Source organism: Actinoplanes sp. NPDC049668, from assembly GCF_044465445.1.
In the GTDB taxonomy this organism is placed as follows: Bacteria; Actinomycetota; Actinomycetes; order Mycobacteriales; family Micromonosporaceae; genus Actinoplanes.
Genome location: NZ_JBITLR010000006.1, coordinates 437,354 through 462,589, shown reverse-complemented (window position 1 = coordinate 462,589; position 25,236 = coordinate 437,354). Strand labels below are relative to the sequence as shown.

The 25,236-nt window shown below is 71.7% G+C and carries 23 protein-coding genes and 1 riboswitch; of the genes, 8 read left to right on the top strand and 15 right to left on the bottom strand.

From position 1 onward, the window contains the following. Window positions 1-4 precede the first annotated feature (4 nt). Window positions 5-1,216 carry a cytochrome P450 gene (locus tag ACIBSW_RS26710; protein ID WP_354723934.1) on the top strand — a complete coding sequence of 404 codons (1,212 nt, stop codon included), beginning with the start codon at window positions 5-7 and terminating at the stop codon, window positions 1,214-1,216. Window positions 1,217-1,466: 250 nt separating this feature from the next. On the opposite strand, the gene def is transcribed toward ACIBSW_RS26710, so the two are convergent. From def to ACIBSW_RS26690, 4 genes are all read right to left on the bottom strand, one after another. Further along, window positions 1,467-2,012 carry a peptide deformylase gene (def, locus tag ACIBSW_RS26705; RefSeq protein WP_354723936.1) on the bottom strand — a complete coding sequence of 182 codons (546 nt, stop codon included), beginning with the start codon at window positions 2,010-2,012 and terminating at the stop codon, window positions 1,467-1,469. 81 nt (window positions 2,013-2,093) lie between these two features. Then, window positions 2,094-3,251: a M48 family metallopeptidase gene (locus ACIBSW_RS26700; RefSeq protein ID WP_354723938.1), complete on the bottom strand. Its 1,158-nt coding sequence runs from the start codon at window positions 3,249-3,251 to the stop codon at window positions 2,094-2,096. A gap of 141 nt (window positions 3,252-3,392) precedes the next feature. Next, window positions 3,393-4,580: a sigma-70 family RNA polymerase sigma factor gene (locus ACIBSW_RS26695; RefSeq protein WP_354723940.1), complete on the bottom strand. Its 1,188-nt coding sequence runs from the start codon at window positions 4,578-4,580 to the stop codon at window positions 3,393-3,395. 4 nt (window positions 4,581-4,584) lie between these two features. Beyond that, window positions 4,585-4,908, bottom strand: a complete 324-nt coding sequence (locus ACIBSW_RS26690) for a YciI family protein (RefSeq protein WP_354723942.1) — start codon at window positions 4,906-4,908, stop codon at window positions 4,585-4,587. 147 nt (window positions 4,909-5,055) lie between these two features. Continuing rightward, window positions 5,056-5,134, top strand: a riboswitch (S-adenosyl-L-homocysteine riboswitch). 17 nt (window positions 5,135-5,151) lie between these two features. On the opposite strand from ACIBSW_RS26690, the gene ahcY reads away from it, so the two are divergent. Beyond that, complete coding sequence (gene ahcY, locus ACIBSW_RS26685; protein WP_354723944.1) at window positions 5,152-6,612, top strand: adenosylhomocysteinase; 1,461 nt, start codon at window positions 5,152-5,154, stop codon at window positions 6,610-6,612. A 16-nt stretch (window positions 6,613-6,628) separates the two neighbouring features. Here ahcY and ACIBSW_RS26680 read toward each other — a convergent pair whose 3' ends face one another. The 8 genes from ACIBSW_RS26680 to ACIBSW_RS26645 all read right to left on the bottom strand — a co-directional run bounded on the left by ACIBSW_RS26680 (window position 6,629) and on the right by ACIBSW_RS26645 (window position 16,037). Beyond that, the gene (locus ACIBSW_RS26680) at window positions 6,629-7,267 is read right to left on the bottom strand and encodes an aspartate/glutamate racemase family protein (protein ID WP_354723946.1); all 639 of its coding nucleotides are present in this window, start codon (window positions 7,265-7,267) and stop codon (window positions 6,629-6,631) included. Window positions 7,268-7,289: 22 nt separating this feature from the next. Continuing rightward, complete coding sequence (locus tag ACIBSW_RS26675; protein ID WP_354723948.1) at window positions 7,290-8,711, bottom strand: L-fucose/L-arabinose isomerase family protein; 1,422 nt, start codon at window positions 8,709-8,711, stop codon at window positions 7,290-7,292. Continuing rightward, the gene (locus tag ACIBSW_RS26670; protein WP_354723950.1) at window positions 8,708-9,313 is read right to left on the bottom strand and encodes an LUD domain-containing protein; all 606 of its coding nucleotides are present in this window, start codon (window positions 9,311-9,313) and stop codon (window positions 8,708-8,710) included. Before ACIBSW_RS26670 ends, ACIBSW_RS26675 begins: the two co-directional genes overlap by 4 nt. After that, window positions 9,310-10,740: a LutB/LldF family L-lactate oxidation iron-sulfur protein gene (locus tag ACIBSW_RS26665; protein WP_354723952.1), complete on the bottom strand. Its 1,431-nt coding sequence runs from the start codon at window positions 10,738-10,740 to the stop codon at window positions 9,310-9,312. The genes ACIBSW_RS26670 and ACIBSW_RS26665 overlap by 4 nt, the downstream gene beginning before the upstream one ends. Beyond that, window positions 10,737-11,471, bottom strand: a complete 735-nt coding sequence (locus ACIBSW_RS26660) for a (Fe-S)-binding protein (protein ID WP_354723954.1) — start codon at window positions 11,469-11,471, stop codon at window positions 10,737-10,739. Before ACIBSW_RS26660 ends, ACIBSW_RS26665 begins: the two co-directional genes overlap by 4 nt. Window position 11,472: 1 nt before the next feature. Further along, a complete protein-coding gene (locus ACIBSW_RS26655) occupies window positions 11,473-12,885 on the bottom strand; it encodes a rhamnulokinase family protein (RefSeq protein WP_354723956.1) in 1,413 nt (470 codons plus the stop codon). Beyond that, the gene (locus ACIBSW_RS26650; RefSeq protein ID WP_354723958.1) at window positions 12,882-14,912 is read right to left on the bottom strand and encodes a bifunctional aldolase/short-chain dehydrogenase; all 2,031 of its coding nucleotides are present in this window, start codon (window positions 14,910-14,912) and stop codon (window positions 12,882-12,884) included. Before ACIBSW_RS26650 ends, ACIBSW_RS26655 begins: the two co-directional genes overlap by 4 nt. 90 nt (window positions 14,913-15,002) lie before the next feature. Further along, entirely contained in the window at window positions 15,003-16,037 is a 1,035-nt protein-coding gene (locus ACIBSW_RS26645) for a LacI family DNA-binding transcriptional regulator (RefSeq protein ID WP_354723960.1), read from the bottom strand. Between the two features lie 165 nt (window positions 16,038-16,202). Between ACIBSW_RS26645 and ACIBSW_RS26640 the strand changes: the two genes are divergently transcribed. From ACIBSW_RS26640 to rhaI, 6 genes are read left to right on the top strand one after another with little or no spacing between them, the layout of a single operon-like run. Next, window positions 16,203-17,708: a sugar ABC transporter ATP-binding protein gene (locus ACIBSW_RS26640; protein ID WP_354723962.1), complete on the top strand. Its 1,506-nt coding sequence runs from the start codon at window positions 16,203-16,205 to the stop codon at window positions 17,706-17,708. Continuing rightward, the gene (locus ACIBSW_RS26635; protein WP_354723964.1) at window positions 17,705-18,733 is read left to right on the top strand and encodes an ABC transporter permease; all 1,029 of its coding nucleotides are present in this window, start codon (window positions 17,705-17,707) and stop codon (window positions 18,731-18,733) included. Before ACIBSW_RS26640 ends, ACIBSW_RS26635 begins: the two co-directional genes overlap by 4 nt. Further along, the gene (locus tag ACIBSW_RS26630) at window positions 18,726-19,715 is read left to right on the top strand and encodes an ABC transporter permease (protein ID WP_354723966.1); all 990 of its coding nucleotides are present in this window, start codon (window positions 18,726-18,728) and stop codon (window positions 19,713-19,715) included. The genes ACIBSW_RS26635 and ACIBSW_RS26630 overlap by 8 nt, the downstream gene beginning before the upstream one ends. A gap of 23 nt (window positions 19,716-19,738) precedes the next feature. Further along, window positions 19,739-20,812, top strand: coding sequence for a rhamnose ABC transporter substrate-binding protein (gene rhaS, locus ACIBSW_RS26625; protein WP_354723968.1), 1,074 nt, complete (start codon window positions 19,739-19,741; stop codon window positions 20,810-20,812). 11 nt (window positions 20,813-20,823) lie between these two features. Then, on the top strand, window positions 20,824-21,156 hold the full coding sequence (locus ACIBSW_RS26620) for an L-rhamnose mutarotase (RefSeq protein WP_354723970.1): 333 nt from the start codon (window positions 20,824-20,826) through the stop codon (window positions 21,154-21,156). Between the two features lie 5 nt (window positions 21,157-21,161). Further along, window positions 21,162-22,328 (top strand): L-rhamnose isomerase, encoded by a 1,167-nt coding sequence (rhaI, locus tag ACIBSW_RS26615; protein ID WP_354723988.1) that lies wholly within the window; start codon window positions 21,162-21,164, stop codon window positions 22,326-22,328. Between the two features lie 45 nt (window positions 22,329-22,373). Here the strand turns inward: rhaI and ACIBSW_RS26610 are convergent, their stop codons facing one another. Genes ACIBSW_RS26610 through ACIBSW_RS26600 form a run of 3 tightly spaced genes read right to left on the bottom strand, consistent with a single transcriptional unit; the run spans window position 22,374 to window position 25,230 of the window. Further along, window positions 22,374-23,147 (bottom strand): ATP-binding cassette domain-containing protein, encoded by a 774-nt coding sequence (locus ACIBSW_RS26610; RefSeq protein WP_354723972.1) that lies wholly within the window; start codon window positions 23,145-23,147, stop codon window positions 22,374-22,376. Beyond that, window positions 23,144-24,175 (bottom strand): ABC transporter permease, encoded by a 1,032-nt coding sequence (locus ACIBSW_RS26605; RefSeq protein WP_354723974.1) that lies wholly within the window; start codon window positions 24,173-24,175, stop codon window positions 23,144-23,146. Before ACIBSW_RS26605 ends, ACIBSW_RS26610 begins: the two co-directional genes overlap by 4 nt. Window positions 24,176-24,177: 2 nt before the next feature. Continuing rightward, complete coding sequence (locus tag ACIBSW_RS26600; protein ID WP_354723976.1) at window positions 24,178-25,230, bottom strand: sugar ABC transporter substrate-binding protein; 1,053 nt, start codon at window positions 25,228-25,230, stop codon at window positions 24,178-24,180. Window positions 25,231-25,236: the final 6 nt, after the last annotated feature.

The window sequence follows — 25,236 nt, the reverse complement described above, 5'->3', positions numbered from 1 at the left end:
CGAGGTGACGGACATTGTGGAGAGTGTTGAGGCGACGACGCTGCTCGATGAGCTGACCCGGCTGCCGGGCCGCGAGGATCCGTACCCCCGCTATCGACGGCTCCGGGAGATCTCCCCGGTCGTCCGCGCCGAGGACGGCGCGCTCGTGGTCACCCGGCACGCCGACTGCGTCGCCGTCACCCGGCACCCGAAGCTCGGGCACCTGCCGTCGCACATGATGGAGTTCGTCCGCCCCGACTGGGCCGACCACCCCGCGCTGTACCAGCTGTTCACCAGCGTCCTTGCCAAGAACCCGCCGGACCACACCCGGCTGCGGCGCCTGGTCAGCTCCTCGTTCACCGCCCGTCGGGTGCAGGCGCTGCGGCCTCGGATCGCCCAGATGGTCGAGGACCTGCTCGACCGGATGAGCGGCGAGGTCGACTTCGTTCAGGCGCTGGGCTTTCCGCTGCCGGTCAACGTCATCGGCGAGCTGCTCGGCATCCCCGAGCCGGACCGGGCCCAGTTCCAGACGTTGGTCCGGGACTGGACGCAGGTGCTGGAGGTGATCACGCCGGAGGTTCTCGAGACGGCGGACCCGGCGGCCGCGGCGATCCGCGAGTACCTGGCCGCGCTGACGGCCGAGCGCCGCAAGAACCCGGGCGACGACCTGATCAGTGCGCTGGTCGCGGCCGAGGAAGACGGCGACAAGCTCACCGAGGACGAGCTGCTCACCATGGCGGCCCTGCTGTTCGCGGCCGGCTTCGAGACGACGACGAACCTGCTCGGCAACGGCGTCGTCGCACTGCTGCGCAACCCGGATCAGCTCGAGACGCTGCGCCGGCAGCCCGGCCTCGCCACCAGCGCGGTCGAGGAGCTGCTGCGCTTCGACACCCCGGTGCAGCTGCTCAGCCGGGTGGCGTGGGACGACGTGGAGATCGCGGGCGTGCCGATGTCGGGCGGCGAGCGGATCGTGGCGTACCTGGGTGCGGGCAACCGCGACCCGGAGCGTTTCGCCGATCCGGACCGGCTCGATCTGGCCCGCCCGGACAACGCGCCCCTGTCGTTCGGCGGCGGCATCCACTTCTGCCTGGGCGCGCCGCTGGCCCGCCTGGAGGCACAGCTGGCGATACCGGCGCTGCTGGCCCGCTTCCCCCGCCTGGCACTGGCCGGGGAGCCGGGGCGGCGCGACAGCCTCGCGATCCGCGGCTACACCAGCATTCCCATCTCGGCCGACTGAGCTTGCGGTGGCCAAATAAGAACGCCGCTGCGAATTCCACGGGGGAAGAACTCGCAACGGCGTCGTAAGCAAGAGTATCGACCACGGCGGTTGTTGTCCATCCGTACCGCCGATCATCACGCCCGAGCCGAAACTCCGATGCCACCTCGCCGGTCAGCACCCGGAGGCCGCCATCACGACGGCCGACCCGAGCCGGTCGGCCGAGGGTGGCACCGTAATGACATTGACGTCCATCGCGGGCGTCGGTCTATTAGTCGGGTGCGCCGGAAACGCCGACTCCGGGCGCCTCCGCGCTCTCGGCGAGCATCTTCTTGCGCTTCTTCGCGGGCAGCCGGTCGACGTAGAGCAGCCCGTCGAGGTGATCGGTCTCGTGTTGCAGGCAGCGCGCGAGCAGTCCGGTGCCGTCGATGCGTACCGGCTCGCCGTGCATGTCCACCCCGGTCACGTACGCGGTGGTCGGGCGGCCGACGTCGGCGCGGACGCCGGGCACTGAGAGGCAGCCCTCGCTGTCGACCTCGAGGTCGCGGCCCTCCGGCAGGTGCAGCACGGGGTTGACGACATGGGCGACGACGTGGGTGTCGGTCGCGTCGGGGCAGTCGACGACGAACACCCGGGCGTCGACGCCGATCTGGTTGGCCGCGAGCCCGACGCCCTCGGCGGCGGCCATCGAGGCGAACATGTCGGCGACGAGCTGCACCAGGTCGTCGTCGAAGACGGTCACCTCGGCGCACCGGCGGTGCAGCACGGGATTGCCGTAGCGGGTGATGGGTCGCGGGGTTCCGGCGCGGGTCTGCACCCCGCGATTTTAGGACGCGCGGTACCCGGACCTGAAGTCGCCCGCGCTCCCATGGGGGCCGGGAGCGCGGGCGACGGTCGATCAGGCCGGCGGGTTCTCCCCGGCCGAGCCGTTGCCGCCGTTGGACCCGTCGGCCGGGCCGTCACCGGGGCTGTCGGCGGGGCGGCTCTCCCGGCGGGCCGCCCGGCCGGCGGCCTCGGCCGCCGTGCTCGCCCAGGCCCACGCCTTCCCGGTCTGCGCACCGGCCCAGCCGCCCAGGTCGGCAGCGCCGCCGCCGAACCGGCGGAGCAGCGTCACCAGCGGGTCCGGCGAGTTCTCGAAGACCTCCCGGTAGTGGCCCGCCGCCGCCTTCACGTCGCCCGAGACCGACGCGTTGCCGTCGGAGTCGCGGCGTGGGTAGTCGCCGCCGAGGATGCGGCCGTACTCGCCCGAGTCGATCCAGCGGCGCAGCTCGGCCGCGCGGGCGACCGGCACCGGGTGGCTGCTCCACGCCGTCATGCCGATCTTGTGGATGCTGTCGCGGAGGTCGCCGCCGCCCTGGTACTCGGCGGCCTGCTCCAGGAACGCGGTCGTGTCGATCTGCGAGAGGTCGCCGCCGCCCGCGAGCTTCATCAGCAGGCGGGTCGAGGCGCCCGGGTCCTGGCCGGCGAGCAGGCCGGCGCGGTCCGCCGACAGCTCAGCCTTGCGCCACCACTCGTACATCGCCGCGATGATCGCCCGCAGCGCGAGGGCGCCGATCGGCAGCCAGCTGACGCTGGTCGCCCACCTGGTCAGGATGATCATGATCGTCTTGTAGACGGCGTGGCCGCTGCGCACGTGGCCGATCTCGTGGCCGAGCAGGGCGCGCAGCTCCTCGTCGTCGAGCTTCTCGACCGCGCCGGTGGTGATGACGATGAACGGCTTGTCCATGCCGATCGCCTGGCCGTTGATCATCGGAGACTGCGAGACGTAGAGCTCGGGCAGCTCGGCCACGTCGAGGGTCGTCGCTGCCTCGACGAAGCGCTGGTGCACCCGCGGGTACTGGCGGTGGTCGACGCGGATCGATCCGGCCAGGTACGAGAGCCGGAAGCCGCGCTCGTTCCACATGCCGAAGAACGCCTTCACGACGTCGTCGAAGCCGCGCAGCTCACGCAGGGCGGTGAGCGCGCCGCGGTCGGCGGGGTGTTCCCAGGCCCGGGAGCTGATGTCGGTCAGCGTGATCCTTTGCCGGGCCGGCCGATTCTCGTCATCGATCGTCATGGGTTCCCCTCCGCGACTCGGTCTCGTGCTCCAAGGAAAGCTTCCCGGCGCAAGCGGGCGAGGCACATCGGCTCGGAGCGGGACTTCCGCGCTTTCAGGTCAGACTTTCGGCCGAGTCGGGCACCGTGTGTTTTGTCACCGTCACCGTCCGGTCAGTTCCTCGGCTCGGGCGAGCAGGGCACGCCGCTCCGGCTCGGAGTGTGCCGCCGCGGCCGCCCGTTCGAAGAGGAGCACGGCGCGCTCGGCGTCGCCCGCGCGTGCGGTCAGGTCGGCCTCGGCGGCCACCGCGTACGGGTACCCGTCCAGGGCGCCGCCGGAGCGGGCCGCGGCCAGCAGCACGAGCCCGGCCTCCGGGCCGTGGGCGTACCCGTGCGCCACCGCCCGGTTCAGCGCGACCACCGGCGCGGGCAGCAGCCGCGCCAGCTCGTCGTAGAGCGCGGCGATCGCCGGCCAGTCGGCCGGGTCGCGGACGTGGCAGGCGGCGATCCGGGCCTGCAGCGCGTACTGGCCGCCGGTTGCCGGTAGCAGCGCGAGCGCCTCGGCGATGGCCGCGTGATCCCAGCGGGACCGGTCCTGCCGGTCCAGCGTGAGCAGCTCGCCCGCGTCGTCGCGCCGCGCCGCGCGGCGCGAGTGCTGGAGCAGGAAGAGCGCCAGCAGGGCCCGGATCTCCGGCTCGCCGGGCATGAGCCGGTCCAGCAGCCGGGCGAGCCGGATCGCCTCGTCCGCGAAGGCCGGCTCGCCGTCCGCGTCGTACCCCCGGGTGAAGAGCAGATAGAGCACTGCCAGCACCCCGGGCAGCCGCTCGGCCAGCGCGGCGCCGGCCGGCACCCGGTACGGGATGCCGGCGTCGGCGATCCGCGTCTTCGCCCGGGTCAGCCGCCGGGTCATGGTGGACTCGGTGACCAGGAAGGCTCGGGCGATGTCGCCGGTCGGCACCCCGGCGATGGTCCGCAGCGTCAGCGCGACCCGAGCGTCGAGCGGCAGCGCGGGATGGCAGCAGGTGAAGATCAGCCGCAACCGGTCGTCCTCCATGCCCTCCTGTTCGGCCCCTACGGGTGAGGATGGGAGGAGCGCCAGCTCCTCCCGCTTGCGGCGCTCGACGGTCGCGCGCCGCAGCACGTCGATCGCGCGGTTGCGCGCGACCGTCATCAGCCACCCGCCCGGGTTCGCCGGCACCCCGTCCCGCGGCCAGCGTTCCAGGGCGAGCGCCAGCGCATCCTGCGCGCAGTCCTCCGCCAGGGTCCAGTCGCCGGTGATCCGGATCAGCGCGGCGACGATCCGCGGGCGCGACTCGGCACCCGCCTCGGCGACCGCCTGGCCGGCGTTCATCGCGTCACGCGAACGGGCGCAGCTCGACGCGGCCGCTCCAGGCCATCGGGTGTGCCCGGGCGACCTCGATGGCCTCGTCCAGGTCGGCGCACTCGAGGATGTCGAAGCCCACGATCACCTCCTTGGTCTCGGCGAACGGCCCGTCGGAGAGGAGCAGTTCACCGCCGCGGACCCGGACCGTGGTGGCCGCGGCCGGCGACGCCAGCTCGTTGCCCTGCAGCCGGCGCCCCGCCGCGTCGTTGTCGGCCACCCACCCGTGGATGTCGGGCACCTGGGACTCGTCGGTCTCCGGCTCGGTGTCGGTGCAGACGAACATCATGTACTTCATCTCAGCGCTCCTCGTTTCGTGATCTCAGCACAGTGACGAACGGGCGACGCCGTACCGGACAGGCTTCGATGTGTCGCGGCTCACCATCCTCCCCGACGGCCGGCGGGAAGAGGCGATCATGAGACGGCGACGTTATGATGGCCGGACCCGGTCGAGAGGCGCTGCGACGGACCCAGGTCCGCCACGCTCGGCCGTGGGCCAAAAGACGTAAGGGCGCCTCCTTAAGAGGGGGTGCCCTTCTTTATGTCCGATCGACTTCAGCGGATCAACGGTCTCGACTTCGCCGTCGCCGACCTGTCCCTGGCCGGCTTCGGCCGGCACCAGATGCGCCTCGCCGAGCACGAGATGCCGGGCCTCATGGCCATCCGCGCCGAGTACGCGCAGGCGCAGCCGCTGCGTGGCGCCCGCATCGCCGGCTCGCTGCACATGACGATCCAGACCGCCGTGCTCATCGAGACGCTGGTCGCGCTCGGCGCACAGGTGCGCTGGGTCTCCTGCAACATCTTCTCGACGCAGGACGAGGCCGCCGCGGCGATCGTCGTCGGCCCCGAGGGCACGGTCGAGGCGCCCACCGGCACCCCGGTCTTCGCCTGGAAGGGCGAGACGCTCGAGGAGTACTGGTGGTGCACCGAGCAGCTGTTCGACTTCGGTGACGGCCTCGGCCCGAACATGATCCTGGACGACGGCGGCGACGCCACCCTGCTGGTGCACAAGGGCGTCGAGTTCGAGAAGGCCGGCGCGGTTCCCGCGACGACCAGCGAGGACAACCACGAGTACACGATCATCCTCGACACGCTGCGCCGCAGCCTCGCCTCGGACGGCGGGCGGTTCACCAAGATCGCCGCCGAGATCCGCGGCGTCACCGAGGAGACCACCACCGGCGTGGCCCGGCTCTACAAGTTCGCCAAGACCGGCGAGCTGCTCTTCCCGGCGATCAACGTCAACGACGCGGTCACCAAGAGCAAGTTCGACAACAAGTACGGCATCCGCCACTCGCTGGTCGACGGCCTCAACCGCGCCACCGACGTCATGCTGGGCGGCAAGCTCGCCGTTGTCTGCGGCTACGGCGACGTCGGCAAGGGCTCGGCCGAGACGCTGCGCGGCCAGGGCGCCCGCGTCGTGGTGACCGAGATCGACCCGATCTGCGCGCTGCAGGCGGCGATGGACGGCATGCAGGTCGTCCGGCTCGAGGACGTGGTCTCCGAGGCCGACATCTTCATCACCACCACCGGCGGCACGGACATCATCACCGTCGACCACATGGCGAAGATGAAGCACAACGCCATCGTCGGCAACGTCGGCCACTTCGACGACGAGATCGACATGGCCGGGCTGGCCAAGGTCGACGGCATCAAGAAGGTCGAGGTCAAGCCGCAGGTGCACGAGTGGCACTTCCCGGACGGGCACGCGATCCTCGTGCTCTCCGAGGGCCGCCTGATGAACCTGGGCAACGCCACCGGGCACCCGAGCTTCGTGATGTCCAACTCGTTCAGCAACCAGGTCATCGCGCAGATCGAGCTCTGGGTCAAGCCGGGCGAGTACGAGAAGCAGGTCTACGTGCTCCCGAAGCACCTGGACGAGAAGGTGGCCCGCCTGCACCTCGACGCGCTGGGCGTGCGGCTGACCGAGCTGACCAAGCGGCAGGCCGAGTACCTCGGCGTCGCGGTCGAGGGCCCGTACAAGCCGGACCACTACCGCTACTGATCCACCGCGGCCCAGGTCACCCGGAACCCGGGTGGCCTGGGTCTTTCAGTGCCGCCGCCGCGCGCAGGACGGCCGTCCGCGGGCTGGTCAGGACCGGTGTCGGCAGGTCTGCAAGGAGATCGGCCGCGGGTGCCATGCTGGCCTGCGCCAGCACGATCACGTCGGCGGTAAGGCCGCGGCAGTGCGCCGCCACCCGCCGCGCGTAGCCCGCCAGGTCGCCGGCCGCGAAGAGCGCCCACGCGTCCAGGCAGGGCGCGTCCACGATCTCGACCGGGCCGTCCGCGCACTCCAGCAGGAGCGAGCGGGTCGGCGCGAGCGTCGATTCCACAGTGGCGACCACGGCGATCCGCCCGCCGACAGCGACGGCCGCCTCGGCCATCGGGCGGTCCAGGCGCAGCACCGGCACCCCGGCGCCGACCCGCTCCGCGCGCCCGCCGAGCGTCGAGCACGTGCAGACGACCAGATCCGCCCCGGAGTCGGCCAGCGAGCGCAGCCGCTCGGCGAGCCGGGAATCGACGCCGGGCGCCGCGGCGTCGGCCAGCAGCCGCTCGTCGACGACATGCAGGTCGCGCACGCCCGGCGCCAGCTCCGCGACCAGGCCGCGGAACGTGGGCACGTGCGCGTCGGCGGTGTGCAGGAACCCGATGGTGGTCACGCCGCAAGCATGCCGCACCGCGTCATACCTGGCGGAACTCGATGCCCAGCAGGCTCGCGGCCGCCCGGTAGTCGGCCGCGCGGTGGTCCAGCGACAGCGACCAGTGGTGGCCGACGCCGGAGGCGCTCCAGTCGTCCACCCACTCGCCCGGGTCGCGGCCGAAGTCGACCCGGCTCGTCGTGTTGCCGATCGCCAGCAGCGGCCCCGGCACGACGGTGCCCTCGGCGGCGATGAACGACAGCGAGCCGTCCCGATCCTGGCCGAGCCCCAGCAGCGTGACCGGGCCGGGCCGCACGTCGACCTCGACGCTGACGCCCCAGCCGCGCTTGCCGTGGTAGACGCCGAGGCCGCGCAGCAGCGGGTCGCGGGCGCCGAGCGCCAGGTGCGCCGGGCCGTCGTGGCCCATCTCCACCACGTTGTCCTCGAAGTTCAGCGCCTGCAGTTCGCAGAACGTGCCACCGGCACCGACGGCCTGCGAGGCGAGCTGAGCCACCGTAGTGCGCAGCTCGTACTCGCCGGTGGTCGGTATGCCGCGGGCGGTGAGCAGCGACGCACCGAGGATCATTCCCGCGCCGAGCCGCTCGTGCTGCTCGCCGTCGAGCCCGCGGTGGTAGTAGGCGAGGCTGTCCAGCTCGAAGTCCTCCACCAGCCGGTCCAGCGCCACCGAGACCGTCGCGCCCCAGGCGAAGTCCTCCTCCCGCACCGTCTCGTCGAGGGTGAAGACCTCCCGGGCCAGGTCCATCCGCGCCCTGAGCTCCGGCTCGGTGACCTTCTCGACCCGCTGCCGCAGGTCGTCGAACTCGAGCACCTCGACGTGCGAGCCGAACGTCGACGGCAGCAGCGTCAGGTCGGTGGAGACGTCGAGCATGCCCGGGTACAGGTGACCCATGAGTCCGTGCCGCGCGTGCCGCAGCGCCGCGCGGACGTGCGCGGCGCGGATCCACTGCCCGATCCGGCGCCAGGCCGACTCCTGCCGCAGCCAGCCGGAGACCGACCGGAAGTCGATGCCGGCCCGGCGGAACGTGTTGCCCATCTCGGGCACCGGGCACTGCCCGCAGTACGCCAGCCAGGCGCCGGTGTCGAACGACGCGTGATCCATCTTCTCGGTCGGCTGAAGGTCGATGACCAGCACCGGCGTGTTCGCCCGCTTGGCGATCGGCAGCACCATCGACGCGGTCAGGTACGTCGTCAGGAACAGCACGATGAGGTCGCAGTCGGCCCGCCGCAGCCGCTCCGCCGCGGCGGCGCCCTCCTGCGCATCCGAGATGAAGCCGACGTCGGTCACCTCGGCGTCCAGGTCCTTCAGCCGCTGCGAGACGTACCGGGCGGACTCCTGCAGCTGCGGCAGTAGGCCGGGGAACTGCGGCCAGTACGTGCCGAGCCCGCCGGCGACCAGGCCGATGCGGGTCGGGCGGCGCCGCCGCTCGGGTGTCGGTTCGTTCATGTGCCGGCCTCCAGGAGGATGACGTGCAGCCGCCGCGGGCCGTGCACGCCCTCGACGCGGTTGAGTTCGATGTCGCTGGTCGCGGACGGGCCGCTGATCCAGGTGAGCGGCCGGCGCGGGTCGAGCCGGGCTATCGCGTCCGGCACGCCGGCCACCACCTGGTCCGCGCGGACCACGCAGATGTGCAGGTCGGGCAGGAGCGAGATGATCCGGCGGCCCTGGTCGGGCGAGCCGTCCAGGACGATCGTGCCGGTCTCGGCGACGGCGACGGTCGCGGCGGTGAGCACCCCGCCGGCGACCGCCAGCGTGTCCGCGCCCAGGCCGTCGTCGGGCAGCACCTCGACCGAGGCGGGCAGCCAGGCAGGGTCGATGCCGGGCGGCACGACCAGCGGCCCTGCCACCAGGCCGGCCACGGTGTCGGCGATCGCGACGCCGCGGTGCACGACGGCCTTGTAGTCCTCCAGCCGGCGCACGAGCAGGTCGAGATCGGCCGGGCCGCCGCCGCGGGAGTACCCGCGCGGTATCTCGGCGGCCGCCGCCGGTGCCGCGCCGCCGCCGAGCGCGGCCCGGATCCGTCCAAGTACCACGTCCCGTCCGCTCATCGCTTCGCCCACCATTCGCGGAAGGTCTCCGGCGGCGGCTTCGGCAGGTCCCGGCTTCTGGTCCAGCCGTTGAACGGCCGCGGCAGGCGCCGGCCGGCGAATCTGCTGAGCCGCGCGGCGCGCTGCGCGGCCGCGAACAGCCGCGGGTGGTCCATCGTGTACGCCGCGGCGGCCATCGCGATCGACTCCGGCGTCGGCCGCCGCTGCGCCCGCACGTGCTCGCCTCGCAGGTGCACCAGGATCGACGGGATGTCGATCTTCACGGGGCAGGCGTCGAAGCAGGCACCGCAGAGCGACGACGCGTACGGCAGGGAGGCGTTGTCCTCTACCCCGGTGAGCTGCGGCGACAGCACCGCGCCGATCGGGCCCGGATACACCGACCCGTACGCGTGCCCGCCGGTCCGCTCGTACACCGGGCAGACGTTCAGGCAGGCCGAGCACCGGATGCAGTGCAGCGCCTGCCGCCCGATCTCGTCGGCGAGCACCGCGCTGCGCCCGTTGTCGAGCAGCACGAGGTGGAAGTTCTGCGGACCGTCGCCGGGCGTCACCCCGGTCCACATCGACGTGTACGGGTTCATCCGCTCCCCGGTCGACGCCCGCGGCAGCAGCTGCAGGAAGACCTCGAGGTCCCGCCAGGTCGGCACGAGCTTCTCGACGCCCATCACGGTGATCAGGGTCTCCGGCAGGGTCAGGCACATCCGCCCGTTGCCCTCGGACTCCAGCACCGCGAGGGTCCCGGTCTCGGCGATCGCGAAGTTCGCGCCGGAGACCGCGACCCGGGTGCGCAGGAACGTCTCGCGCAGGTAGCGCCGGGCGGCGCCGGCCAGGACCGCCGGCTCGTCGGTCAGCGCCGGGTCGACGCCGGGCATCTCGCGCAGGAAGATCTCGCGGATCTCGGCGCGGTTGCGGTGGATCGCCGGCACCAGGATGTGGCTGGGCCGGTCGTGTCCGAGCTGGACGATCAGCTCGGCCAGGTCCGTCTCGACCGCCTCGATCCCGGCCGCCTCGAGCGCCTCGTTGAGCCCGATCTCCTGGGTCGCCATCGACTTGACCTTGATGACCCGGTCGTGGCCGGTGGCCCGGACCAGCTCGGTGACGATCCGGTTGGCCTCGTTGGCGTCCGCGGCCCAGTGCACGACCCCGCCGGCCCGGGTGACGTTCTCCTCCAGCTGGAGCAGCAGCTCCGGCAGCCGGGCCATGGTGTCCGCCTTCAGGGCCGAGCCGGCCGCGCGCAGCTCCTGCCAGTCGGGCAGCTCGGCGATCACCGCGCCGGACTTGGCGCGGATCGTGGTGGTGGCGTGCCCGAGGTTGCGGCGCAGTTGCTCGTCGCCGAGCGCCTTGCGGGCGGCCGCCGGGAACGGCTCCTCGCCGCGCAGGTTGCCGACGCCGCGCGGGGCGGTTGCCGGCATGCCCAGGAAGGTGCTCATGGTTCCTCCGTCGCCGCAAGGATCTCCGCGAGGTGCACCGTGCGGACCTCGGCGCCGAGCCGGGACAGCCCGCCGCCGATGTGCATCAGGCAGGACGAGTCGCCGGCCGCGCAGACCTCCGCGCCGGTGTCGAGCACGTGCCGCATCTTGTCGGCGAGCATGGCGGCCGAGGTGTCCGCGTTCTTCAGCGCGAACGTGCCGCCGAAGCCGCAGCACTGCTCGGCCGCGGGCAGCTCCAGCAGCTTCAGCCCGCGCACGTTGCGCAGCAACCGCAGCGGGCGGTCGCCGACCCGGAGCATCCGCAGCGAGTGACAGGTCGGGTGGTAGGTGACCCGGTGCGGGTAGTACGCGCCGACGTCGGTGACCCCGAGCACGTCGACGAGCAGCTCGGACAGCTCGTAGGTCCGCGCCGCGACGTCCTCGGCGCGGGCCGCCAGCCCGCCGTCGCCCGCGGACCGGGCCAGCGCCGCGTGCTGGTGGCGCACCGAGCCGACGCACGACCCGGACGGCGCGACCACCACGTCGTACGGCGCGAAGGTCCGCACGTGCCGCCGGACCAGCGGCAGCGCGTCGCGGGAGTAGCCGGTGTTGATGTGCATCTGCCCGCAGCACGTCTGCCCGGCGGGGAAGACCACCTCGTGGCCGAGGCGCTCCAGCAGCCGCACCGTCGCCTTGGCCGCGGCCGGGAACATCGTGTCCGCCAGGCAGGTCACGAACAACGCGATGCGCATGTCAGGCCTCCAACCGCCGCTCGGCCGACCGCCACGCCGCCGCGTCGCCGCCCGGCTCGTAGCGCACGATCTGCTGAGTCTCCCGCAGGACGGCCCGCAATGCCGGTAGGCCGCCGCCGATCGCGCCGGCCGCCCGGGCCTGCACGAGCACGTTGCCCAGCGCGGTCGCCTCGACCGGGCCGGCCAGCACGGGCAGCCCGCAGGCGTCGGCGGTGAGCCGGCAGAGCAGCTCGTTGCGGGCGCCGCCGCCGACGATGTGCACGGCGTCCACGTGCCGGCCGGAGAGCTCCTGCGCCTGGCGCACCGCACGCCGATGTGCGAGCGCCAGGCTGTCCAGGATGCACCGGACGACCTCGGCCGGCGACGAGAACGCGGCCCGGCCGCTCGCCGCGGTGAGCCGGCCGACCATGTCGCCCGGCGCCAGGAACACCGGGTCGTCGAGGTCGACGACGGCGCCGAAGGCGGGCACCGCGGCGGCCGCGCGGAGCAGTCCCGGCAGGTCCGGCGAGCCCCACTCCCGCAGGCACTCCTGCAGGGGCCAGAGCCCCATGACGTTGCGCAGGTGGCGCACGGTCCCGTCGACGCCGCCCTCGTTGGTGAAGTTGGCCAGCCGGGACGCCTCGGTCAGCACCGGCGCGGGCAGCTCGACGCCGACCAGCGACCAGGTGCCGCAGGAGATGTAGGCGAAGTCCGGGCCGGCGGCGGGCACGCCGACCACCGCCGAGGCCGTGTCGTGCGAGCCGACGGCGATGACGTCGGGCGTGCCGATGCCGATCTCCGGCAGGACGGGGCCGATCACGGTTCCCGGCGAGCGCAGCGGCGGGAAAAGGGCGGGCGGGATGCCGAGCGAGGCCATCAGCTCGCCGGACCAGGCGCCCGCGCGCAGGTCCAGCAGCTGCGTCGTCGAGGCGTTGGTGAACTCGGCGCCGGCCTCGCCGGTCAGCCAGTACGCGAGCAGGTCCGGAATCAGCAGCAGCCGCCGCGCCGCCGCCAGCTGCGGTGTTCCCGCCGCCGCCACCAGCTGATAGATCGTGTTGAACGGTTGCCGCTGCAGGCCGGTCAGCGCGTACAGCTTGTCCTCGCCGAGCAGGGCGCCGACCCGCTCCGGCACGCCGTCGGTGCGGGCGTCGCGGTAGTGCACCGGGTTGCCGAGCAGCGCTCCGGCCGCGTCGAGCAACCCGTAGTCCACCGCCCACGAGTCGATGCCGATCCCGTCGACCGGCCCGGCCTGCCGGAGTCCGTGAAGGACGCCGCGGTACAGCGCGAGGATGTCCCAGTGCAGCGTCCCGCCGACCCGCACCGGCTCGTTGGCGAAGCGGTTGACCTCCGTGAGCGACACGGCGCCGGCCTCGACGCGGCCGACCATGACGCGCCCGCTGGACGCGCCGAGGTCGACCGCCGCGAACGTGTTCACCGCAGGAACGCCGCGGCCACCCCGGCGTCCACCGGAATGTGCAGGCCCGTCGTGTGCGACAGCTCGCCGCCGGTCAGCACGAACACCGCGTTGGCCACGTGCTCCGGGAGCACCTCGCGCTTGAGCAGCGTGCGCTGGGCGTAGTAGGCGCCGAGCTCCGATTCGGGTACGCCGTACACCGCGGCGCGCTGGGCGCCCCAGCCGCCGGCGAAGATGCCGGAGCCGCGCACCACGCCGTCGGGGTTGATGCCGTTCACCCGGATGCCGTGGCCGCCCAGCTCGGCGGCGAGCAGCCGGACCTGGTGCGCCTGGTCGGCCTTGGCCGCGCCGTACGCGACGTTGTTGGGGCCCGCGAAGAGCGAGTTCTTGCTGGAGATGTAGACGATGTCGCCGCCGAGGCCCTGCGCGATCAGCACGGCCGCCGCGGCCTTCGAGACCAGGAACGAGCCCTTCGCCATGACGTCGTGCTGCAGGTCCCAGTCGGCCTCGGTGGTCTCCAGCAGCGGCTTGGAGACCGACAGCCCGGCGTTGTTGACGATCAGGTCGACCCCGCCGAACGCGAGCACCGCCTCCCGCAGCGCGGCGTCGACGGCGACCGGCGAGGTCACGTCGGCGTCGACGGCCAGGCCCGCGTCCGGGCCGCCGATCTCGGCGGCGACCGCCGCGGCCGATTCGAACGAGCGGTCCGCGACCACGACGCAGGCGCCCTCGGCGGCGAGCCGCAGCGCGATCGCCCGGCCGATGCCGGAGCCGCCGCCGGTCACGAACGCGACCCGGGTGGCCAGCGGCTTCGGCCTGGGCATCCGCCGCAGCTTGGCCTCCTCGAGGGCCCAGTACTCGATCCGGAACTTCTCCGCCTCGTCGATCGGCGCGTACGCCGAGACGGACTCGGCGCCGCGCATGACGTTGATGGCGTTGACGTAGAACTCGCCGGCGACCCGGGCGGTCTGCTTGTCGGCGCCGAAGCTGAACATGCCGACGCCGGGCACGAGCACGATCGCCGGGTCGGCGCCGCGCATGGCCGGGCTGTCCGGCAGGGCGTGCCGCTCGTAATAGGCCTGGTAGTCCTCGCGGTAGGCCGCGTGCAGCTCTTTCAGGCGGGCCTCGACCTCGGCCGGCGGCGCGTCCGGCGCGGTGTCCAGCACCAGCGGCTTCACCTTGGTGCGCAGGAAGTGGTCGGGGCAGGAGGTGCCGAGCGCCGCCAGCTCGGGCATCCGCTCGCGGCACACGAAGTCGAGGACGACCTCGCTGTCGGTGTAGTGGCCGACCTGCGCGCGGTCCGTCGAGACGAGGCCACGGACGATCGGGAACAGGGCGGCGGCGCGCTCTCTGCGTACGGAATCGGGTAAGGGCTCGTGGGTGCGGGCGCCGAACGGCGCCTCGCGGCCGTGCGCGGCGATCCAGGCCGCGGCGGTTTCGATGATCTCCCGCGAGTTGGCCTCGCACTCGGCGCTGGTGGCGCCCCACGCGGTGATGCCGTGCCCGCCGAGGATGACGCCGACGGCCTGCGGATTGGCCCGCCGCACCGCGGCGATGTCGAGGCCGAGCTGGAAGCCGGGCCGGCGCCAGGGCACCCAGAGCACCCGGTCGCCGAAGATCTCCTTCGTCAGCGCCGGGCCGTCGGCGGCGGTGGCCAGCGCGATGCCCGCGTCCGGGTGCAGGTGGTCGACGTGCGGAGCGTCCACCAGGCCGTGCATGGCGGTGTCGATCGACGGGGCGGCGCCGCCGCGGCCGTGCAGGCAGTAGTCGAACGCCGCGACCATCTCGTCCTCGCGCTCGACGCCGGGGAAGACGTCGACCAGGGCGCGCAGCCGGTCGAGGCGCAGGACGGCGAGGCCGGCCTCGGTCAGGGTGCCGAGGTCGCCGCCGGAGCCCTTGACCCACAACAGCTCGGCGGGTGCGCCGGTGACGGGGTCGGTCCCGGTCCCCTTCGCCGAGGTGTTGCCGCCGGCGTAGTTGGTGTTGCGCGGGTCGGCGCCGAGCCGGTTGCTGCGGGACAGCAGGTCGCTGACCTCGGGGTTAGGCATGTCGCGTCCTCCGCCGAATGGCCTGAAACGTTTCATCGATTGACCTGAGATTACGGCCCGGCAACGCGCCCGGTCAATACCCGGCGGCCGTCAGTAGGCCCGCGGGCGCACCACCGTCGAGGCCCGCGCGACCAGCTCCGGCACGAAGGTGAGCTGCTGGTGCTCGTGGTCGGGGTTGGTCGCCTCGTCCAGCACCAGCTGGGCGGCGGCGCGGCCCAGCTCCTGGCGCGGCTGGCGCACCGAGGTCAGCGGCACCGCCGCCGCGGCGGCGAACTCGATGTCGTCGAAGCCGACGATGGCCAGCTCCTCCGGCACCCGCAGGCCGGCGCCGATGCTCTGCTGCAGCAGGCCGAGCGCGAGCAGGTCGTTGGCGCAGAAGGCGGCGGTCGGCCGGCGCCGGGCCGGGATGCCGGCGAGCCGCTCGCCCGCGGAACGCCCCTCGGCGACCGTCAGCGCGGCGGTGGGCAGGTGGATCAGGTCGTCGGGCGGCAGGCCCAGCTCGGCCCAGACCTCCCGGGCGCCCTGCACCCGCTCGCGGACCTGGCCGATCGACTCCGGCCCGCCGACCACCGCGACCCGGGTGTGTCCCTGCTCGGCCAGGTGCTCGACCGCGATCCGGCCGCCCAGCACGTCGTCGACGGCCACCGAGCAGAACACCCCGCCGGCGCCGACCCGGTCCACTATGACCACCGGAATGCCCCGGCGGGCGATCTCGGTGAGGTAGGCGGCCTCCGGGTTGACCGGGGTGATCAGGATGCCCTGCACCCGCTGCTGCATGAGGCGGTCGACGTGCACCTCCTCGCGCTCGGCGCGGCTGTTGCTGTTGCAGATGAACAGCGACAGGTCGGCGTCCTCGGCGGCGAGCTCGATGCCCTGCGCGACGTCGTGGAAGAACGGGTTGGTGCCGTCGAGCATCACGTACGCCAGCGTGCGGCTGGTGCCGGCGCGCAGCTGCCGGGCCGACTCGTTGCGCACGAAGCCGAGCTCGGCCATGGCCCGCTCGACGCGCTCGCGGGTCGCCGGGCTGACCACCTCGGGCCGGTTCATCACGTTCGAGACCGTGCCGAGGGAGACGCCGGCCGAGCGGGCGACGTCCTTGACGGACGGTGTCCTGCCGTTGACCAAGACTCCCCCTTTGAAACGTTGAAGCGACATCCTACGGTACCGGCCGGCCCCGCCCGGACCCTGTTACATCTTCGTTTCCACCAGAACCTTGACACGTGTGATCGGCGCCACCTACGTTCGTGACACGGCGTATGAAACATTTCAAACACCCTTGTGGAGGTGGCCGTGACATCGCCCAGCCCGGCGCTCGAGGTGCGCGAGGTGACGAAGTCGTTCGGCGCCGTCGCGGCGGTGCAGGGTGTCAGCTTCAGCCTGTACGGCGGCGAGGCACACGCGCTGGTCGGCGAGAACGGCGCGGGCAAGTCCACCATCGTGAAGATGCTCGCCGGGGTGTACCGGCCCGACACCGGCGCCCTCGCCGTCGGCGGCGCACCGGCCGACTTCGGCGGCCCGGCCGACGCCAAGTCCGCCGGCATCGCCGTCATCTACCAGGAGCCGACGCTCTTCCCCGACCTGTCGGTCGCCGAGAACATCTCGATGGGCAACCAGCCGCTGACCCGGCTGCGGCAGATCGACCGCCGGGCGATGCACGCCAACGCGACCCGCCTCTTCGCCCGGCTCGGCGTGCACATCGACCCCGACCGGCCGGCCCGCGGCCTGTCGATCGCCGACCAGCAGCTCGTCGAGATCGCGAAGGCCCTCTCCAGCGACGCCCGCATCCTGATCATGGACGAGCCGACCGCCGCGCTCAGCGCGGTCGAGGTCGAACGGCTCTTCTCGGTCACCCGGGCGCTGCGCGACGAGGGCGCCGCGATCATGTTCATCTCGCACCGCTTCGAGGAGATCACCGCGCTCTGCGAGCGGGTCACGATCATGCGCGACGGCCGGCACGTCTGCACCGAACTCGTCGCGGACCTCAGCGTCGACGACATGATCCGCCGGATGGTCGGCCGCGACCTGAGCGCGCTCTTCCCCAAGCAGGACGCCGTCGTCGGCGAGACCGTGCTCGAGGTCGAGGGCCTGGGCCGCGAGGGCGTCTTCCGCGACATCAGCTTCACGGTCCGGGCCGGCGAGATCGTCGCCCTGGCCGGCCTGGTCGGCGCGGGCCGCTCCGAGGTCATGCAGGCGGTGTTCGGTGTGGACAGGTACGACACCGGCTCGGTCCGCTTCCTCGGCAAGCCGCTGCGGGCCGGCTCGCCCCGGGCGGCCATGGCGGCCGGCATGGCGCTGGTGCCCGAGGACCGCCGCCAGCAGGGGCTGATCATGGACCTCTCCGTCGAGCGCAACGTGACGCTGCCGCGCAGCCGCGCGCTCGCCCGGCTGGGCCTGCTGCTCGGCGGGTCCGAGCGGCGCGAGGCGCGCAGCTGGACGCGGCAGCTGCAGACCAAGCTGGGCCGGCTCTCCGACCCGGTCGGCACGCTGTCGGGCGGTAACCAGCAGAAGGTCGTGCTGGCCAAGTGGCTGGCCACCGACCCGAAGCTGCTGATCGTCGACGAGCCGACCCGCGGCATCGACGTCGGCACCAAGGCCGAGGTGCACCGGCTGATGTCGTCGCTCGCGGCCCGCGGCCTCGCCGTCGTGATGGTCTCGTCCGAGCTGCCCGAGGTGCTGGGCATGGCCGACCGGATCTTCGTCCTGCGCGAGGGCCACATCGTCGCCGAGCTCACCCGAGCAGAAGCCACGGAGGAATCCGTCATGTACGCCGCCATGGGACAGCAGGTGGCGGCATGAGCGCGGCGCTGGCGACCGCGACGCCGTCACCGGCCCGGAGGATCATCGGTGGGCTGGTACGGACGCGCGAGCTCGGCATCATCCTGGCGCTGGCCGCGCTGGTCGGCTACACCGCCGCCGGCAACCCGCGCTTCCTCTCCGGGCAGAGCATCCGCGACATCCTGCTGAACACGGCGATCCTCGCGGTGATGGCGGCCGGGCAGGCCGTGGTGGTCATCACCCGCAACATCGACCTGTCCGTCGGTTCGGTGCTGGGGCTGAGCGCGTTCGCGGTCGCCACCATGATGAGCGCCAACCCGGGCCTGCCGATGATCGTGGCGATCCTCGCCGGGCTCGCCATCGGCGGCGTGGCCGGGCTGATCAACGGTGTCCTGGTCCGCTTCGGCCGGGTGCCGGCCCTGGTCGTGACGCTCGGCACGCTCTACATCTTCCGCGGCATCACCTACTCCTGGGCGGGCGGCCAGCAGGTCAACGCCGACGAGCTGCCCCGGCACTTCCTGACCTTCGCCAACGACTCGTTCCTCGGCCTCCTGCCGTGGCTGGTGCTGATCGCGCTGATCGTGGTCGGCGGCGTCTCGCTGGTGATGCGCAACTACCGGGTCGGCCGCGAGCTGTACGCGATGGGCTCGAGCCCGGAAGCCGCCGAGCTGGCGGGCATCCGGGTGGCCCGCAACCTGCTGGGCGTGTTCATCCTCAGCGGCGCGCTGGCCGGACTGGCCGGCGTGCTCTTCGCCGCCCGGTTCGGCACTGTCGACGCCGCCGCCGGCACCGGCCTCGAGCTCAACGTCGTCGCCGCCGTCGTGGTCGGCGGGGTGGCCGTCTTCGGCGGCAGCGGCACGGTCTGGGGTGCCGGCCTCGGCGCGCTGCTGCTGACCGTCATCGGCAGCGCCCTCGCGGTCCTGGACATCAACCAGTTCTGGCAGCAGGCCATCGTCGGCGCCCTGATCATCCTGGCCATCTGCGCGGACCGCCTGGTCGCGGTCCGCATCGCCCGCGCGCTGCGGAAGAGGGACTCGCATGTCTGAGCTCGCGGGCCGGCTGGCCAGATGGGACAGCATCATCATCCTGCTGACGGGCGCGGTGCTGGTTGCCGCATCGCTGTCGATCAGCAACTTCGGCACCGGCCGCAACTTCACGTTCCTGGTCCTGGACCTGATGCCGATCATGCTGGTCGCGCTGCCGATGACCTTCATCATCGTGACCGGTGAGATCGACCTGTCGGTGGCGAGCACGCTCGGCCTGGCCAGCTCGATCATGGGTTACCTGTGGAACCAGGGCCTGTCGATCGAGTCGATCATCCCGATCTGCATCGTCGCCGGCGCGCTGCTCGGCGCCCTGAACGGCTTCCTGGTCACCGGGCTCGGACTGCCGTCGCTGGCGGTCACGATCGGCACGCTCGCCCTCTACCGCGGGCTCGCCTTCGTGGTGCTCGGCGACAGCGCCGTCGCGGACTTCCCGTTCAGCTACACCGGCTGGGTGACCGGGACCATTGGTGACGGCGTCGTCCCCAACGTCCTGCTCCTGATCGTCCCGCTCGCGGTGATCTTCGGGGTGATCCTGCACGCGACCCCGTTCGGCCGCTCCCTGTACGCGATCGGCGCGAACGCACAGGCCGCACACTTCTCCGGCATCCGGGTCGCCCGCACCAAGTTCTGGCTGTACGTGGTCAGCGGCGCGGTCGCCGGGCTCGTCGGTGTGCTGTGGACGCTGCGCTACTCCAGCGCCCGCGCGGACAACGGCGCCGGTCTCGAGCTGGCCGTGGTCGCCGCGGTCCTGCTCGGCGGCGTCTCCATCTTCGGCGGCAAGGGCAGCCTCCCCGGCGTCCTGGCCGGCGTGGTCCTGCTCGCCGCGCTCCAGAACGCGCTGCGCCTGCAGGACGTCTCGGGCCAGGCGCTGAACATCGTCACCGGCGCCCTGCTCGTGCTCTCGGTGCTCCTGCCCAACATCGCCTCCTCGATCCGCACCAACTGGCAAAGACGGAAGCTCCGTCGCGCCGCCGCTGTTTAACCTCCCCCTCATAGGAGTTCGCCATGCTTCGTTCCCACCGACGCCTACTCTGCGCAAGCGCCGCCTCACTACTCGTCCTCGGCATCGCCGCCTGCGGCGGCACCACCAAGGACAACTCCTCCGATTCCGGTACGGCCGCACAGGCCGGAGCCAGCGCCGACCCCAACGCGAAGCTCAAGGAAGGCCTGAAGATCGCCTACCTGCCGAAGCAGCTGAACAACCCCTACTCCGACGTCGAGGTCAGCGGCGGCAAGGAGGCCGTCGGGGAGCTCAAGGGCGAGTACAAGCTGGTCGGCCCGAACGACGCCAGCGCCTCCTCGCAGGTCAGCTACATCAACACGCTGATCCAGCAGCAACAGGACGTGATCGTCATCGCCGCGAACGACCCGAACGCGGTCTGCCCCTCGCTGAACCAGGCGCGCCAGGCCGGCATCAACGTCGTCGCGTTCGACTCCGACGCCGCCAAGGAGTGCCGCGACGTCTTCATCAACCAGGCCACCACCCAGGGCATCGGCGAGAGCCTGGTCAAGATGGCCAGCGAGCTGGCCGGCGGGGAGGGCGAGATCGCGATCCTCTCCGCGACGCCCAACGCCACCAACCAGAACGCCTGGATCGAGGTCATGAAGACCGAGCTGGCCAAGCCGGAGAACGCCAAGCTCAAGCTGGTCAAGACCGTGTACGGCAACGACGACGACCAGAAGTCCTTCCAGGAGGCCCAGGGCCTGCTGCAGTCGTACCCGAACCTGAAGGTGATCGTCTCGCCGACCACCGTCGGCATCGCCGCGGCCGCGCGTTACGTCAGCGGGTCGAACTACAAGGGCAAGGTGGCCATCACCGGCCTCGGCCTGCCGAACCAGATGCGCGAGTACGTCAAGGACGGCACGGTGAAGAAGTTCGCGCTCTGGAACCCGGCGGACATCGGCTACCTCGCCGGGTACGCGGGCGCCGCGCTGGCCTCCGGCCAGATCACCGGCAAGGAGGGCGAGAAGTTCACCGCCGGCAAGCTCAAGGACTACACCGTCGGCGCCGACGGCGAGATCGTGCTCGGCCCGCCGACCGAGTTCACCGCCGCGAACATCGACCAGTTCAACTTCTGAGCGGCACCCGCATGCGCTACTGCTTCAACCTCCAGGTCCGCACCGAGCGGATGGCGGAGTACGTGGAGCGGCACCAGGCCGTGTGGCCCGAGATGCTTCAGGCATTGCGGGCCACCGGCTGGCGCAACTACTCCCTGTTCCTGCGGTCCGACGGGCTGCTGATCGGCTACGTCGAGGCCGACGACCTCGAGGCGTCCCGGGCCGCGATGGAGGCCACCGGCGTGAACGCCCGCTGGCAGGCGGAGATGGCCCCGTTCTTCGCCGGCACCACGCCCGACGACGGATTCCCCCTGCTCACCGAGGTTTTCCACCTCTCCGCAGACGAAGACACAGAAGGTAAGTGATCCACATGGTTGACCTGGCCGCCGTCAAGCGGGCCCTCACCGCGCAGCGGATCGAGACCCCCTCGTGGGCCTTCGGCAACTCCGGTACCCGGTTCAAGGTCTTCGCGCAGGCCGGCGTCCCCCGTACCCCCGAGGAGAAGATCGCCGACGCCGCGGCCGTGCACCGGTTCACGGGCGTGGCGCCGTCGGTCGCGCTGCACATCCCGTGGGACAAGGTGGACGACTACGCGGCGCTGGCGGCGTACGCGGAGGGGCTCGGGGTCCGGCTGGGCGCCATCAACACCAACGTCTTCCAGGACGACGACTACAAGCTCGGCTCGGTGACGAACCCGGACCCGGGCATCCGCCGCAAGGCGACCGACCACCTCCTGGAGGCGGTCGACATCATGGACGCCACCGGGTCGCGGGACCTGAAGCTGTGGTTCTCCGACGGCATCAACTACCCGGGGCAGGACGACCTGCGCAACCGCCAGGACCGCCTGGCGGCGGCGCTGCGCGAGGCGTACGACCGGCTCGGCGACGACCAGCGCATCCTGCTGGAGTACAAGCTCTTCGAGCCGGCCTTCTACGCGACCGACGTCCCGGACTGGGGCACGTCGTACGCGCACTGCATCGAGCTGGGCGCCAAGGCGACGGTGTGCATCGACACCGGGCACCACGCGCCGGGCACGAACATCGAGTTCATCGTGGCCTTCCTGCTGCGGCAGGGGAAGCTCGGCGCGTTCGACTTCAACAGCCGCTTCTACGCCGACGACGACCTGATGGCGGGCGCGGCCGACCCGTTCCAGCTCTTCCGCATCATGTACGAGATCGTGCGCGGCGACGCCCTCGACCCGGCGTACGGCATCAACTTCATGCTCGACCAGTGCCACAACATCGAGGCGAAGATCCCGGCCATCATCCGCTCGGTCATGAACATCCAGGAGGCGACGGCGAAGGCGCTGCTGGTCGACCGCGACGCCCTCGCCAAGGCGCAGCACGACGGCGACGTGCTGGCGGCGAACGCGGTGCTGATGGACGCGTACAACACCGACGTCCGGCCGCTGCTCGGCGAGGTGCGCGCGGACGCGGGCCTGGACCCGGACCCGGTCGCGGCCTACCGCGCCAGCGGCTACCAGGAGCGGATCGTGCGGGACAGGGTCGGCGGCCGGCAGGCCGGCTGGGGCGCATAGGAAGACCGCCGCCTCGTCAGGCGGCGGCCTCCCGCGGGGCAATGTCTATGCGGCCTGCGGCGGCGGCTCGGCCGCGCCCGTCATGATGGCCACCGCCTCCGACATCGAGTGGCTCTTCGGGGTGATCACCGTCGCCCGGCGGCCCAGCCGCTGGATGTGGATCCGGTCCGCCACCTCGAAGACGTGCGGCATGTTGTGGCTGATCAGAATCACCGGCAGGCCCCGGTCGCGCACGTCGCGGATCAGCTGAAGGACGCGGTTGCCCTCCTTGACGCCCAGCGCCGCGGTCGGCTCGTCCAGGATCACCACCTTGCTGCCGAACGCCGCCGAGCGGGCCACCGCGACCGCCTGGCGCTGGCCGCCGGAGAGGGACTCCACCGCCTGGCCGATGTTCTGCAGGGTCGCCACGCCCAGGTCGCTCATGTGGCGTTTCGCCTCCGAGCGCATGTGCGACTTGTCCAGCAGCCGGAACACCGAGCCGAGCACGCCCGGCTTGCGTTCCTCGCGGCCGAGGAACAGGTTGTCGGCGATGTCCAGGCCCGGCGCCACCGCGAGGGTCTGGTAGACCGTCTCGATCCCGGCCGCGCGCGCGTCCATCGGATTGCGGAACTGGACCTGCTCGCCGTCCAGGTAGATCTCGCCGCTGTCCGGGATCAACGCCCCGGACAGCGCCTTGATCAGGCTCGATTTCCCGGCGCCGTTGTCGCCGATCACGGCGAGGATCTCGCCGGGGTACAGCTCGAGATCGCTGTTCTCGATGGCCGTGACGCGGCCGTACCGCTTGGTGATGCCGCGCGCTTGCAGAACCGGCGTCGTCACGTTTTCACCTTCCTGATCCACTGGTCCAGCGAGACGGCCACCAGGACGAGCAGGCCGATCGCGAAGCCCTGCCAGACGACCTCGACGCCCGCGAGCTGCAGGCCGTTGCGGAACACGCCGACGATCAGCGCGCCGATCAGGGTGCCGAGCACCCCTCCGCGGCCGCCGAAGAGGCTGGTGCCGCCGAGCACGACCGCCGTGATCGAGTCGAGGTTGTAGTCGATGCCGACGTTGGGGCTGGCCGACGCCAGCCGGCCGATGAGGATCCACGCGCCGACCGCGTAGAGCAGGCCGGCCACCGTGTAGACCGAGAAGAGCACGCGGTTGGTCCGGATGCCCGCCAGGCGGGCCGCCTCGAGATCGTCGCCGGTCGCGTAGACGTGCTTGCCCCAGGCCGTCGAGCCGAGGGCGTAGAAGAAGAACGCGAAGAGCAGCAGCATGATGATCGAGCCGTAGGTGAGCCGGAAGCCGCCGATCGGGATCGTAGTGCCGGTCCAGGTGAGGATGTCCGGCATGTCCGAGCCGCGGACGGTCTCGCTCTTGGACACCACCGAGTTGAGCGAGAAGAAGATGCTCAGCGTGCCGAGCGTGACGATGAACGGCGGCAGCTTGATCTTGGTGACCAGGAAGCCGTTGAGCGCGCCCATCGCCGTGCCGCAGGCGAGGCCGAGCAGCAGCGCCAGGACGCCCGGCATGCCGAGCTTGGTGGCGAAGTTGGCCATCAGGATCGACGAGAAGACGGCGATCGCGCCGACCGACAGGTCGATGCCGGCGGTCAGGATGATCAGGGTCTGCCCGAGCGCGAGCACCGCGATGACGGTGACCTGCGCCAGCACCAGGGACAGGTTCGGTGCCGAGAAGAACCGCTGGTTGGCGATCGAGAACGCGATGATCGCCATGACCAGCACGGCCAGGGGGCCGAGCGTCGGGTTGCCGTGCAGCAGGTGCTGCAGGCGCAGCCCGAGCGAGTCGTTGTGCCGGACCTCGAAGTCCTGCGGCGGTGGTGGTTCCTTCGTGACGGTCGTCATCGTCAGCCCCAGCAGTTCTGTTTGCCCCAGGCCGAGTCCTCGGCGTCGAGTCCGGTCTGCGGCTGGTCGGTGATCAGCGTGACGCCGGTGTCGACGAAGTCCTTGCCCTCGGTCGCCTGCGGCTTGGTGCCGTCCTCGATGAACTTGTCGAGCGCCTCGATGCCGAGCGAGGCCATCTTGAGCGGGAACTGCATGGAGGTCGCGCCGATGACGCCGGCCTTGACGTTGTCGACGCCGGGGCAGCCGCCGTCGATCGAGACGATGGTGACGGCCTTGTCCTTACCGGCCGCCTTGATCGCCTGGTAGGCGCCGGCCGCCGCGGGCTCGTTGATCGTGTAGACGAGATTGATCGACGGGTCCTTCTGGAGCAGGTTCTCCATCGCGGTTCGGCCGCCGTCCTCGGCGCCGTCGGTCACGTCGTGCCCGGAGATCCGCGGGTCGTTCTCGTCGCCGATCTTGTTCGGGTCGCCGACCGGGATGCCGAAGCCGTCCAGGAAGCCCTGGTCGCGCTTGACGTCGACGGAGACCTGGTTGGCGTTGAGGTCGAGCATGGCGATCTTCGCCTGTTTGCCGTCGGCCTCGAACTTCGCCTTCGCCCACTGCCCGATGAGCTTGCCGGCCTGGTAGTTGTCGGTGGCGAAGGTCGCGTCGGCCGCGTCGGGTGGGTCGGTCGGGGTGTCCAGGGCGATGACGAGCATGCCCTGCTGCTTGGCCTTGTCGATCGCCGGGACGATCGCCTTCGAGTCGCTCGGGGTGATCAGGAAGCCCCGGGCACCGGCGGAGATCAGGCTCTCGATCGCCTGCACCTGCGCCTCGTTGTCGCCGTCCTGCTTGCCGGCGAAGGTCTGCAGCGACAGGCCGGCCGAGTCCGCGGCCTGCTGGGCGCCCTCCTTCATCTTGACGAAGAAGGGGTTCGTGTCCGTCTTGGTGATCAGACCGACGATCTCCTCGCCGCCGGAGTCATCGCCGCCGCAGGCCGCGGTTCCGATCACCACGGCGACCGCGACCAGCGCGGGCCCGAGGCGCCCGCGCTTGATCAGCATTGATTGGCGCATGTCCCC

Coding starts and splice junctions, on each gene's coding strand:
- ACIBSW_RS26700 (WP_354723938.1), bottom strand. CDS start 3,251: ATGACGATCGATGACGAGAATCGGCCGGCCCGGCAAAGGATCACGCTG.
- ACIBSW_RS26695 (WP_354723940.1), bottom strand. CDS start 4,580: ATGAACGCCGGCCAGGCGGTCGCCGAGGCGGGTGCCGAGTCGCGCCCG.
- ACIBSW_RS26690 (WP_354723942.1), bottom strand. CDS start 4,908: ATGAAGTACATGATGTTCGTCTGCACCGACACCGAGCCGGAGACCGAC.
- ahcY (WP_354723944.1), top strand. CDS start 5,152: ATGTCCGATCGACTTCAGCGGATCAACGGTCTCGACTTCGCCGTCGCC.
- ACIBSW_RS26675 (WP_354723948.1), bottom strand. CDS start 8,711: ATGAACGAACCGACACCCGAGCGGCGGCGCCGCCCGACCCGCATCGGC.
- ACIBSW_RS26670 (WP_354723950.1), bottom strand. CDS start 9,313: ATGAGCGGACGGGACGTGGTACTTGGACGGATCCGGGCCGCGCTCGGC.
- ACIBSW_RS26665 (WP_354723952.1), bottom strand. CDS start 10,740: ATGAGCACCTTCCTGGGCATGCCGGCAACCGCCCCGCGCGGCGTCGGC.
- ACIBSW_RS26660 (WP_354723954.1), bottom strand. CDS start 11,471: ATGCGCATCGCGTTGTTCGTGACCTGCCTGGCGGACACGATGTTCCCG.
- ACIBSW_RS26650 (WP_354723958.1), bottom strand. CDS start 14,912: ATGCCTAACCCCGAGGTCAGCGACCTGCTGTCCCGCAGCAACCGGCTC.
- ACIBSW_RS26635 (WP_354723964.1), top strand. CDS start 17,705: ATGAGCGCGGCGCTGGCGACCGCGACGCCGTCACCGGCCCGGAGGATC.
- ACIBSW_RS26630 (WP_354723966.1), top strand. CDS start 18,726: ATGTCTGAGCTCGCGGGCCGGCTGGCCAGATGGGACAGCATCATCATC.
- rhaS (WP_354723968.1), top strand. CDS start 19,739: ATGCTTCGTTCCCACCGACGCCTACTCTGCGCAAGCGCCGCCTCACTA.
- ACIBSW_RS26620 (WP_354723970.1), top strand. CDS start 20,824: ATGCGCTACTGCTTCAACCTCCAGGTCCGCACCGAGCGGATGGCGGAG.
- rhaI (WP_354723988.1), top strand. CDS start 21,162: ATGGTTGACCTGGCCGCCGTCAAGCGGGCCCTCACCGCGCAGCGGATC.
- ACIBSW_RS26605 (WP_354723974.1), bottom strand. CDS start 24,175: ATGACGACCGTCACGAAGGAACCACCACCGCCGCAGGACTTCGAGGTC.
- ACIBSW_RS26600 (WP_354723976.1), bottom strand. CDS start 25,230: ATGCGCCAATCAATGCTGATCAAGCGCGGGCGCCTCGGGCCCGCGCTG.